This window comes from Aeromicrobium sp. PE09-221, from assembly GCF_002174305.1.
Classification (GTDB): Bacteria; Actinomycetota; Actinomycetes; order Propionibacteriales; family Nocardioidaceae; genus Aeromicrobium.
In genome coordinates this window covers 1-11,448 of sequence record NZ_MIJB01000010.1, presented here as the reverse complement: position 1 = coordinate 11,448, position 11,448 = coordinate 1, and the positions used below count along the sequence as shown (strand labels likewise).

Below are 11,448 nucleotides of genomic sequence, written 5' to 3'. Positions count from 1 at the left end.
CCGGCGTTGCTGGTTCAGGAGCTTGCGGTGGAACAGTCGGGGCACACACCCCAGAAGACGACCTCGGCCTCGTCGATGATGAAACCGTGGCCGGCCGGCGCAGCGAGACAGGGCGCCTCACCGATCGTGCAGTCGACGTCCTCGATCGCACCGCAGGAACGGCACACGAGGTGGTGGTGGTTGTCCCCGACCCGCAGTTCGTACCGTGCCACCGAACCGGCCGGCTGAATCCGCCGCACGAGACCCGTGTCGGTCAGGGTGTTCAGCGAGTCGTAGACGGCTTGGTGCGAGACATTCGGGAGTTCGGCGCGAACCGCGTCGATGATCGAGGACGTGTCAGCGTGCGGCCGGGCTTCCACCGCCGCCAATGCCGCGAGGCGAGGGCGGGTCACACGCAAGTGGGCAGTCCGCAGTTGATCCGCGAACTCGGCAGCCGTCGACACTCCACCCAGTCTGGTTGCCTCACTGGAATCGGTCAAGAGAAGCGAGACGTCGCCAGCCGAGGCGTTGGCTGGGCGGGTTGAGGCCGAAGACGGCACAGGCATCTGGTTCTGCGGGCGGAGGCGCGCTGGCCGCGGCCCACGCGCACCTGTCTGACACGTGCCGACGCTCAGCCGGCTCGGTGCCACATCACGAGCTTCTGCGGGTTGCGGACGGTCCACACCTGCTCGATCGTGCCGCCGTTCGTCGTGGCGAAGGCGAGTACGGCGAGCGTGCGATCCGCCCGGTCAGTTGCCACGAGCCCAGGTTCACCGTTGACGATTTCTTCGTGGATGGTGAGGTCGGGCTGCCGTGTGAGCACATCGACGAAGAACCTTGCGATGCGCTCCGCTCCGTGCAGCGGTTCGAGGGACGCGGAGACGAGGCCCCCGCCGTCGGTGATCGCGGTGGCACCAGGATCGAGCACGTCCATCAGTCCGGCGAGGTCTCCGGTCTGCCACGCGACCTTGAACGATCGCACGGCTGCGGCATGCTCGTCACGCGGTACAGGCCGGCGCCGATGATCGCGGACGCGGCGTCGGGCGGCCGACGCGAGCTGACGGCATGCCGCTGGCGTCCGCCCGACGATGTCCGCGATCTCCACGAAGGTGTAGGCGAACACGTCATGGAGGACGAATACCACCCTCTCGGCGGGCGTCATCGATTCCAGGACGATCAGCAGCGCCATCTCGACGGAGTCACCCACGGTCGCGCGCTCGGCAGGGTCTGACGCCGACGATGCGCCCTGGCTGCTCCACCGGTCGGCTACGGGAGCAGGCTCTGGCAGCCACTCGCCGACATAGTGCTCTCGACGCGCACGGGCCGTCTTGAGCATGTCGAGGCCGATGCGGCTGGCAGTCGTGATGAGCCACCCGCGGGGATTCGCGATGCTGCGGCGCTCATCCTCGCTGAGGCGATGCCAGCGGATGTAGGTCTCCTGCACCGCGTCCTCGGCATCGGCTAGGGAACCGAGGAGTCGGTAGCTCAGGCCGAGCAGCAGGCTGCGTTCGCGGACTGCGTCGACGATCTCCGGCGGTTCGCCGGGCCGCGACGTGGCACCTGCCGACACTGTCCCTCCTTCCTTCGCCCCGAGCGGGACACCCGCTCTCATCGGATCACGCCACCTGTCAAAGAGACGAGACCGGCCGGCGAAGTGTGAGGCGGCACGCTCCCGGATCGGGAATGCCGTGGACGTCACCTCACAGTTCGACGCGCGACCTCGTCTACCTCATGACGCGGCAGTGGCTCTGGAGGTGAGAAAGGCATGAACGAGCGATTCGAGCAGTCTGATGTCGACTCCACACCGTCCTCGATCGCTGAGGCCGGCATAGCCGAGGGCGGGACGAGGAGCCAGAACCCATCGAGCGTCAGGAGGTGCTCGGCGTGACCGCATCCACCCTCACGGCACTCGCTGCGGTGACCGTCGCGTGCGTGGCCGCGAACGCGTTCATTGTCGTCGCCGACCTGTCACGTGCCCGTTTCGTCCTCGCCAACTCCGCCGAGGTCGGGTTGAAGCCCACGACGCTGCCCTATCGTGCGGCGCTCAAGGGCGCCGGATCGGCCGGACTGGTGATCGGGCTCATCGGCGTCACACAGCTCGGGCTCGCCGCCGCACTGGGACTGGTCATGTTCTACGTGGGCGCAGTCGGCGCGCACCTTCGAGCGTCAGTCCTGCACACCATCGGATTCCCGCTCGTCTTCCTCGTGCTCGCCACGGGATCGACCATCTATTTCGCACTCGTCATGGCCTCATGGCCGTGACACCGTCCGGCCGGGCCGCTCGCCATCTTGTGACCCGACCGCCAAACACGATTGAGAGGAAACCATGTCTGACCCCGTCACGTTCATCAATGCCATCGACGTCGACCCGTCCAAGCAGCAGGAGCTGATCGACATCCTGAACGAGGGAACCGAGCAGGTCATCGGCAAGCGGCCCGGTTTCATCTCCGTCACGATCCTGGCCAGTGCCGACAAGAGCCGCGTCGTCAACATCGCCCGCTGGGAAAGCGCCGACGACGTGATCGCCACCCAGGCAGACCCGACCGCCGCCGAGTATGCCAAGCGGACTGCCGCGATCGCCCAGGCAGATCCGCGCCTGTACACCATCGTCGGTCAGTTCTTCGGCCGAGCCGAGCGGTGACTGGCTCCATGACGCGATCGCTGAGATCGACAGCCTCACCGTCGCCTCCTGACCGGTGAAACGGCACGCGTCCGATGACCGGTCAGGGGATGGCCGGACTGCCGTAGAGGCCTGCTGCGCGGCCCCGTGAGTCGCTGGATCTGAGGTGCTTACGGACAACCGAGCATGTCGATGGAGTGCTCGATGGACTGCTCGTCGAGGATCCTTGCCGCGTCGCTGATGAATGAGGCGTACAGGTCGTCATTCGCGCAGGTGCCGGCGGCGCCCAGCGTGAGTGTCACCCTCACCGTGCCGTCGATGTCTCCCCCGATCGTCCACACTCGTTCGGCACCGAAAGACACGTCCAGCTCGTCGGCGTCACCTTGGCCGGCTCGCGCGGCGATTTGGCGCAATGCCTCATTGAGTCCCGGCAGTTCGGTGGTCGTCAGCACGGTGGTGTCGTTCGAGCCCTTCAGGTACAAGGCGGTCGGACCATCGAGGACATCAGCTGCGATACCGGTCAGACGCGCCGATTCGCCGAGGAATTCGGCAGCCGGCGATTCGAGGCGGGCCCCGACGGTGAAACTCTCGTGGATGTCGCGCCCGAGGATCTGGTCGTACAGCGGCGGCCCGGCGTCCATGAACTGTCCTTGCTCGAAGGTGGAGGGATCGAGATCGAACCAGGCGCCTTCGGGGAGGTCGAGCGCGTAGCCGGCGATCCGGCTCAGCTCGTCATCGGATCGAGTGACCAGCGGCTGCACCACTCCCCACCCATCGAAGATCCGCCGCTCACTGCCGAGCTGGGTGTAGTTGACCGAAACCGCGTGGCGCGCGAGCGCCGGGTCCGCCAGCTCCTGGCGGGTCGATATGAGCACCTCGGCGAGCTGCTCCGGTCCCAGATCCGAGGCCAGGACGATGTCGATGGTGACCTCGCCACGGGGACTGGCGGTGCCGCTGAGTCGCTCCCGGAGCACCCGCCGATGACTGCGGAATCGCTGGTCCACGGTGGCCTCAGCCGACGTGACCCCTGGAAGGGCTTCGGCTGCTTCGGCCGCGCGGTTCGCGATCGCGGCCGCCTCATGGCGATCAAGGAGTTGAGGGCCAAGCCGCACGCCGATGCCGACCAGGACGAGGCCCACGACGACGATGACGGTGATGAGCCAGGTACGCCCCCGTGCCCATACTCCCCGCCCACTGGGCTCTGTCATCGCGCTCCGTCCTGACGGGTCGCGACGAGTCGCCGCGGGCTGAGTCTTCTGCGTTGTACGCAGCAGTACCTTACCCACGCTCCTCCGCGAAGTGACCGTATCGCCCCCGCCATCGGACAGCGTCGCCACCAGGTCCATTTCACAGCGATGCCACGGTTCGGTCCCAACAGGAGACCGGTGGCCTCGTGTTCGACCCACGTCTGTAACTCGCGACCGACGTCGACCCAGGTGGTGATCTCGACCCTGTGCGGCCGTCACCACCAGGTGCCCAGCGCCTCCATACCCCGCCGAAGATGAGCAGCACGGTGTCGTGCCGCCTGATCAGCGGGAGTGGTTCGCAGTCGATCAGGGGTGCGTGCCTCTGCGATGGCCGCAGTGAGGTCAAGCACCCGCTGAGGAGGCCGGATGTTTCGCGGACAGTATGTCCAGACCTTCGTGTGCGCGTACTTGGGCTTTCCCGCGCGGAGACCGGCCCGTAGTGGGCTGTATCTCGGCGACCTGATCAACGCCGCAGGCCACGACGTGCTCCCTGCACCGCGGCGAGCACGGCCGCTAGCGTGAGCAGGGCCCAGTACGCGCGCACTCCGCCTGCGACCTCTACGACCGCCGATATGACGATAGCCGCCACACAGCCGGTGGCGGTCGTCAAGGTGAACAGCAAGCTGAAACCATTCACAGGATGGTCGAGTGTCCGCGTGAACCAGGCGACCGCGCTCCCCCGATGCCGGGCCCACTCGCGGATTTCGTCCGTGAAGAACAGAGCCACCACGCCCGTGACGATCGCCAGCCGGCTCAACAGGTGCACATATGCGAAAGCGCCTTCTTTGGGCTCGTCCCAGCCGACGACCATCATGACGCTGTTCACGATGGTGACACCGGTGAAGGCGACACAGACCACCGTCGGATAGTCGACCGCAGCCCACCAGCCTCGCATGCATCGAGCCTAGCCTCGGCGATGGTGGCTTCAGACACCCGTGGTGCGTGCCGGTTCCCGGTCGACCCTCGTTCCTGGCGAGGGCCGACCGGGAACCCGATCAGGTGTTGTGCGCGGGCTGCACGTCGATGACCCACGTCACACCGAAGCGATCGGTGAGCATGCCGAAGCCCGGGCTCCACGCCGATGCGGCGAGCGGCTCGATGACATCGGCACTTTCCGCGAGCGCGTCCCAGATCGTGCTGACCTCGTCGAGAGTCTCACCGCGTACGGACTGGAAGAAGATGCGGTCGGTGATCGTGGCACCGTTCTCACGGCGGGTGCTGCCGGCCACAGCCGAGATGTCGGTGGTGTCCTGGCCAGGGATGTCATAGGCCATGAGGCGGAACCCATTGTCGTTCTCGACCTGACCGAAGACGATCTTGTCCGCCCCCGGTGTGTCAGCGGGCATGCCGAGGTCGCCGTAGGTTGTCGCGGTGACGGTGCCCCCGAAGACGGACTGGTAGAAGTCCAGGGCTTGCCGGGCCGTGCCGGGGAAGTTGAGGTGGGTCGTGGTGGTGATGCTCATGGCCTGTCCTTGTCTCTGGCGATGTTCACGGCCGTGTGCCGCGATTCCACAGTGCATCGCGTAGAGGACAGGACGAGTCCGCTACTGATGGGATAGTTAAGTCATGTCCGGAACGTCGTCTCGCATGCTCGCGCTGCTGTCCTTGCTGCAGTCACGCCGCGACTGGCCCGGGCAGGTGCTCGCCGCGCGACTTCAGGTGACGACCCGTACCGTTCGCCGCGACGTCGATCGGCTGCGCGAGTTGGGGTACTCGATCACGGCGGCCAAAGGCCCTGACGGTGGCTACCGTCTCGCGGCAGGTTCGGAGTTGCCGCCGTTGCTCTTCGACGACGAGCAGGCGGTGGCGATCGCGGTGGCTCTGCAAAGCGGCCCCTCGACCGGCGTCGATCTCGACGATGCCGCAGCCCGCGCGTTGGCGACGGTGCGGCAGGTGATGCCGTCCAGGCTGCGGCACCGCGTCGATGGCATCCGTTTCACCGACAGCGGGCCGAGGCTGCGGGTGGACCCGAAGGTGCTGGAGACGATCAGTGCCGCTGTCCGTGATCGCAGGACGTTCCGCTTCGACCACAGCGAGGACGCCGACCGTCCACCACACACAGTGGAACCGCACGCGGTCGTGACCAGGAACGGTCGCTGGTATCTCATCGCCTGGGACCTCGACGCGTCCGACTGGCGCCTCTACCGGCTCGACAAGATCATCCCGAAATTCGCCGGCGGCGCTGTCTTCACTCCCCGCCCGATTCCGACCGGTGACGCGCGCACCTTCCTCTCGGCACTCTCCAAGGGCTCCCGCCCCGAGGATGTCTGGCCGTGCCACGGAGAGTTTCTCCTGCACCTCCCTGCCCGCGACATCGCTCCGTGGCTCGACGACGGGGACATGGAACAGCTTTCGGAATCCACCTGCCGCGTGCGCATCGGATCCTGGTCCTGGACGGGACTGCTGGCCTGGATCATCCGATTCGACGCGCCTTTCACGATTGTCGGACCCGACCCACTCATCGACGCCGCCGCCAATCTCGCCACGCGCGTCTCAGACGCCGCGAGCGGGACTCACGCCCGCACCGACGGGAGCACGGCACATGACCCTCACGGTGCCCGATGCTGCGGCCTGGCGGGCCTGGCTCCATGCACACGAGGACACCCGTGACGGCGTGGCTGACCCTGGCGAGGAAGGGCGCCATCACCCCGACGACGCTGGCGTACGCCGAAGCGCTCGATGAGGTGCCGTGCAGCGGCTGAATCGACGGCAGCAAACACGCCGTCGATACGGCCACCTATCGTCAGCACTTTACGCCGCGGCGGGCACGATTGATGTGGCCCAAACACAACGTCGACTACGCCACTCGACTGATCGAGACCGGGCGCATGCGCGAGCTCTCATCAGGGCTTTTACGTCGGGCTGACAGGATTTGAACCTGCGACCCCTTGACCCCCAGTTGTACGTTCACGCCCCCGTCCCTGATTTTCCGGGCATCTCAGCGACTCAGAACGCCGCACATCACGTCATGGGTTGCCTGCATTGCATGATTCTGGTCCCGGTTTGGTCCCGGCCAACGTTGAAAGCACCTCGCCAGGACCATCACCTCGGTCCGTTCTAGCAACGAGACACCCCCAACGCTTCCTGGCCCTCAAAGAAAGGCGGCTCCGCGGCAAGTCCGAGTTGCCGAACGAGTACAACTTGGCCGATCATATCCCCAGGAACGGCCTGGCTCCCTCGCACATAGTTACGAATCCCAATCCGTCCCGCGAAGCCATGTAGGCACTCCGGAACAGAAAAATCAAAGGGATATCGAAACTTCAAAATTTGCGAGAATCTCTCCTTGCAGCAACACTGGATGAACTCCCCACACTACCGATGCCGAGCTTCTCCAGATCTCCGAGGACCCATCAGTAGTGATCTTACTAACGAGATTCTTCAGGTGGTCGTCGTCTCGGCCACGAAACATCCGTAGACGAAGAGTACGAGAACTTGGGCGCACATACAGAGCGTCATATTGAACCGCCGGAACCAAGGTAGCTTGATCCAAATTTATCACCACGCAACTCTCCAGGGAGGTTTTGTCCCAACCCTCCCCCTCGATCAACCCCTGGGAAGCAAGTGCCTCCCCCACAGAAATTTCCGCCATCCGCCGCTGAAAAATCTCCCAAACAAAATCATCGATTCTCAGATGCCGCACATTTCGGAAGCGTTTCGGAACCTGACTGTGGTGTCTTCGTTGCCGATCTCTCAGGTAGTCGATTACCATTTTAAATGGCTCATCGACCGGCAACCTTCCCTGGCCAAGCACCATCCCTTCAATATAGACGTTCTCAGGAATATGTCTGTGAATAAGATGTACAACAGAATCCCAAGACCACGAAACCGGCATATCAACTTCTAGAACACCGGAAAAGCCTATAAGATTTACCTGTAGAAAGGCATCGCCCTCAAAAGCCACGGCGAACCCTCGGGGTCTCGTCAACCCCACCGTGCAACGTTCGAGAGGATTAGCGATCGAGCGATAAATCTCATAAGCCGCCGACTGCTTCTCCAGGCCGCGTAAATAAAGATTACGCTCTCCTCCGCCATCATTTAAAATCTCCACAGCGTGATGGGAGTGATACTCGAACGCACTTAAAGCAGTAATATGTCGAGGATGATAGGGGTACTCCACAACTTCCTCGAAAGACAACGTAACATCCATCATTTCGATAGGCGCTGATCCACGCAGTAGACGTACTGCTTGACGCAAGTCTTCGGGTGTTGAGAAGGTTACTGCGCACCAACAGGGCTGTCCGGAGACGGACCCTACTGCATAGAGAGCGTACTCAAAAGATCCGTCTTCTTCAGAAAGATCCCGAAACACGCCGTCAACACTGGCTACACCAATACCAAATATGGAACGCCGGAAGCTTCCTAGTAACGGCTGCACTCCCACATAGAAAACAAACCTAGGTAAATTCGGCATCAGGACACGATCTAGCCTTAAGTAGGTACATGCCATTATCGACAGGAGCGCTTCGGTGCAGTTCCTGAAGGAAAGCACAGCTTGATGCCTATCGTCGGACTCGACAAGTACAAATGCGCTAGATTCACCTACCGATTTTATAGAATCTACGATGTTGCCGTCTGAACCGTAGACGGATCTTAGATACAGCGCTAGGTCGCCCACAAGAAGCGCAGGATCACTTGAACCTTCCCAGAGCTCGATAAATGATGACACTACACGCAGCTGCGAAGGAGAGAAACCTAGAATGTCACTACATATTTCCCGTCGATCCGTTTCGACCAAGATGGAATAATCTTCGAAAACGCGTACGAAGTCGAGCGCGAGAGAGACCGACAGAGATTTTAGTTTCTCACACAACCGAGGAATAGATTGTAGCGCATTTTCGGCGGCCATCTTCTTCTCATTAACGCGCAGGACGGTCCGCCAGATGGCGTCGCGCTTGACTTCATGGAACCAGCGTCGGCCCTCCAATCCTGATGTGACTAAATGCGCGTATTCTAATCTGCGTTCAATAGCATCCCAGCGCGCCGGGCTCGCTCTTATGATTCTCGGAATTTCCTCGTCAGGAGGTCTTTCGGAGTACGCACTTAGAAGAATACATGCTTCCCGTGTCTCGTGGTCGAGATCACGGAATGCGCGCTCCATGATGACCTGTACGGTGTCTAAACGAGCTCTGTCGCGGAATTCCGGGTCGACATATATTTCCTCGAGGTCGCCGCCCTTCTCCATGTAGTCGACGACAGCTTCCACGTAAAGTGGATACCCAGCCGTAAGCTGATATACCCTGTGAGCCGTAACATCCGAAACTTCTTCACCCAGCCATTGACGGACGTCACCTTCAGCCAGACCTTCCAACCGTAGAACTTCTGCGCCTTCCATGCGCAGGCCATCCAGGAGATGAACGTCTGATGGTTCCCGTGTCGCGTAGCCAAGCCACACCGACAAGCCTTCTGGAATGCGCCTAACGAGATCTAGTAGTTGCTGCTGATCCGGCGTCGATAGTTTATCTGCGTTATCCAATGCCAACACAATTTCGCGATCACCTCTCGCTTTCACGACCTCGCCAACAAATCGCAAAAATACGTCATTAAAGTCTTCATGCACGTTGCTTCGTATCCGTGATTCTAGATCAGGATATGAATCATGCGTAAGATAGCCGAAGAAATCTCCAGCCGCTTCCACTCCGCTTTCACCGATCTTTCCTGAAAGATAACCTCTCAGACTTCCGGTGACAATCTTGAGGAGCCCGCGCATAAGTTGGTTCGCCCGGTCCGCTGCGACTGACCGCGAGGCATCCACCACCTTGGCCGAGGCGTCCCGCAGTACGTCGACGCCGCTCTGGTGCCCGGAGGCCAGCGCTTCACCAAGTGTTTCAAGTAGCCCGATCTGTAGCGATCCGGACTGTCTGGAGAGTTCTTTTCTAGAGGACATCGTAGACAGATCTAAGCTCGCCAGGGCTGCCCGAAGAAGAGAGGTCTTGCCAGCGCCAGGCTCGCCGTGGACGATCGTCAACCGCCTTCCGGACCCCGATAGGATTGCGATCTCACGGTCTCGTCCGACCAGTCCAGACATATCGATCATCCGACCTTGCACGCATCGATGCTCCATTACTTGGCGTGAGTCTATACAGACTTGCCCGCCTGGGTTGGCGGGGTGCTGAGACTTTACGCCGCCGAAGACAAGGCTTCCTTCTCCGCCTAGTCGAATCAGACTTTCTGCGAACCTTGAAAAGATGCGAATAGATCATCGCCACCTCCCGCCCATCGGAGTACCCCTCTCCCAAGACATCGCCAGCCGCAACGGCCGATTCCGAGCTCGTGCCAGGTGGACTGACCCCGTCTTACACGAGCGGCGTAGCTATTCGGCCACCTTCGATCGAGAGGACGATGCCCGAGCGCTGTTGGAGCAGCTCCGGTCCCGCACGCGCATCACGAGCGATCCGCTGGTCTCGTTCGCCGATTACGTCACCGAGATCGACGGTCGGCACCTTCGAGGACTCGACCCATCGTCCACCGCCAACAGCTATCAGTGCAGTGTCAGGGCCCGCGTGGTTCCGATGCTGGGACACCTGCCTGTGCGGGCAATCAACGCAGCCGTGATCGACAGGGCGATCGATCGGTGGGAGCCCCACTGCGCGCCTTCGACGTTGAAGAACACCGTGGCCGCGCTCACGCGTGTGCTCGATGAAGCTGTGCGCGACGAGATCATCGCCATCAATCCGGCGCGAGCACGCGCCAAGCAACGGACACGCTCCGTGGCACATCCCGTCAAGCGTAAGATCCCGACCTTCGATGAGGTCCAGGAACTCGCCAGCCGCTGCAGTCGTGCCCACGCCGCGTATGGGGACTTCGTCCTCATGTCGGCGTTTCTTGCGGCGCGCGTCTCCGAGGTCGCCGGGCTCTTCGTCGGTGACATCGATTGGGAGAACCGGCTCGTGACCATCACTCGCCAATACTTCCCGGGTTCGGGTGGGCTCTGTCTCAAGCCCACCAAGAACGGGCACGCCCGCAGGGTGCCGATCCTGGCTCCCTTGGAGCCTGTGCTTCGACGGATCACCGAGAGCCACGAAGGCGACCAGCCGCTTCTGCGAGGGCCACGAGGCGGAATCCTCGCCACCGGGACGATCGCGCGTGCCACCGATTGGAATAACACGGTGTCAGCTCTCGGCCATCCTGGCTTGCGACGCCACGATCTTCGACACGCCGGCGCGACATGGTTCGCGAACGCCGGTGTCCCTCTCCACATTGTGAGTGAGATCCTCGGGCACGCGTCGATCGAAACGTCCAAGAACTACCTGCACGCTGATACGACGGACCTCATACTCGCCGGCGAACGGGTCAATGAACACTTGGTCTAGGTCGGGCGACCCGTTGACCCACTTAACTCGGATCGCAGTGGGTTACGTCAGTGGGAACAGATCGGGAACACACACCCGGACTCCTGGACACTCATTCGAAGCATCTCCGAAGAGCGATCTCCACCCTTCGATCCGCCGAAGCAGACCGAGCGAAAATATGCCTGATATCAGGCATATTTTGTCGGGATGACAGGATTTGAACCTGCGACCCCTTGACCCCCAGTCAAGTGCGCTACCAAGCTGCGCCACATCCCGTTGTTCAGTTTTCCGGGCCTGACGCGAGGCTAACCCA

General features: G+C 62.0%; 10 protein-coding genes and 1 tRNA gene. 4 read left to right on the top strand and 7 right to left on the bottom strand.

The annotated features are described in order from the left end of the window. Nucleotides 1-14: 14 nt before the first annotated feature. Both BHE97_RS05965 and sigJ read right to left on the bottom strand, forming a co-directional pair. Nucleotides 15-443, bottom strand: coding sequence for a Fur family transcriptional regulator (locus tag BHE97_RS05965; protein WP_236757545.1), 429 nt, complete (start codon nucleotides 441-443; stop codon nucleotides 15-17). 167 nt (nucleotides 444-610) lie between these two features. Continuing rightward, nucleotides 611-1,549: an RNA polymerase sigma factor SigJ gene (sigJ, locus tag BHE97_RS05960; RefSeq protein WP_236757544.1), complete on the bottom strand. Its 939-nt coding sequence runs from the start codon at nucleotides 1,547-1,549 to the stop codon at nucleotides 611-613. A 314-nt stretch (nucleotides 1,550-1,863) separates the two neighbouring features. Between sigJ and BHE97_RS05955 the strand changes: the two genes are divergently transcribed. Both BHE97_RS05955 and BHE97_RS05950 read left to right on the top strand, forming a co-directional pair. Further along, complete coding sequence (locus BHE97_RS05955) at nucleotides 1,864-2,241, top strand: DoxX family protein (protein WP_087623257.1); 378 nt, start codon at nucleotides 1,864-1,866, stop codon at nucleotides 2,239-2,241. Between the two features lie 64 nt (nucleotides 2,242-2,305). Next, nucleotides 2,306-2,620, top strand: coding sequence for an antibiotic biosynthesis monooxygenase (locus tag BHE97_RS05950; protein WP_087623122.1), 315 nt, complete (start codon nucleotides 2,306-2,308; stop codon nucleotides 2,618-2,620). 149 nt (nucleotides 2,621-2,769) lie between these two features. Here the strand turns inward: BHE97_RS05950 and BHE97_RS05945 are convergent, their stop codons facing one another. From BHE97_RS05945 to BHE97_RS05935, 3 genes are all read right to left on the bottom strand, one after another. Then, on the bottom strand, nucleotides 2,770-3,807 hold the full coding sequence (locus tag BHE97_RS05945) for a hypothetical protein (RefSeq protein WP_087623121.1): 1,038 nt from the start codon (nucleotides 3,805-3,807) through the stop codon (nucleotides 2,770-2,772). A gap of 502 nt (nucleotides 3,808-4,309) precedes the next feature. Next, nucleotides 4,310-4,741, bottom strand: coding sequence for a hypothetical protein (locus tag BHE97_RS05940; protein WP_087623120.1), 432 nt, complete (start codon nucleotides 4,739-4,741; stop codon nucleotides 4,310-4,312). 100 nt (nucleotides 4,742-4,841) lie between these two features. After that, the gene (locus BHE97_RS05935) at nucleotides 4,842-5,309 is read right to left on the bottom strand and encodes a VOC family protein (protein WP_087623119.1); all 468 of its coding nucleotides are present in this window, start codon (nucleotides 5,307-5,309) and stop codon (nucleotides 4,842-4,844) included. A gap of 103 nt (nucleotides 5,310-5,412) precedes the next feature. Between BHE97_RS05935 and BHE97_RS05930 the strand changes: the two genes are divergently transcribed. Beyond that, entirely contained in the window at nucleotides 5,413-6,456 is a 1,044-nt protein-coding gene (locus BHE97_RS05930; RefSeq protein ID WP_087623118.1) for a WYL domain-containing protein, read from the top strand. A 631-nt stretch (nucleotides 6,457-7,087) separates the two neighbouring features. On the opposite strand, the gene BHE97_RS05925 is transcribed toward BHE97_RS05930, so the two are convergent. Beyond that, on the bottom strand, nucleotides 7,088-9,871 hold the full coding sequence (locus BHE97_RS05925; protein ID WP_170931292.1) for an ATP-binding protein: 2,784 nt from the start codon (nucleotides 9,869-9,871) through the stop codon (nucleotides 7,088-7,090). 574 nt (nucleotides 9,872-10,445) lie between these two features. On the opposite strand from BHE97_RS05925, the gene BHE97_RS05920 reads away from it, so the two are divergent. Further along, on the top strand, nucleotides 10,446-11,156 hold the full coding sequence (locus tag BHE97_RS05920; RefSeq protein WP_236757543.1) for a site-specific integrase: 711 nt from the start codon (nucleotides 10,446-10,448) through the stop codon (nucleotides 11,154-11,156). Between the two features lie 181 nt (nucleotides 11,157-11,337). On the opposite strand, the gene BHE97_RS05915 is transcribed toward BHE97_RS05920, so the two are convergent. Beyond that, nucleotides 11,338-11,411: transfer RNA gene (locus BHE97_RS05915), tRNA-Pro, on the bottom strand. Nucleotides 11,412-11,448 lie beyond the last annotated feature (37 nt).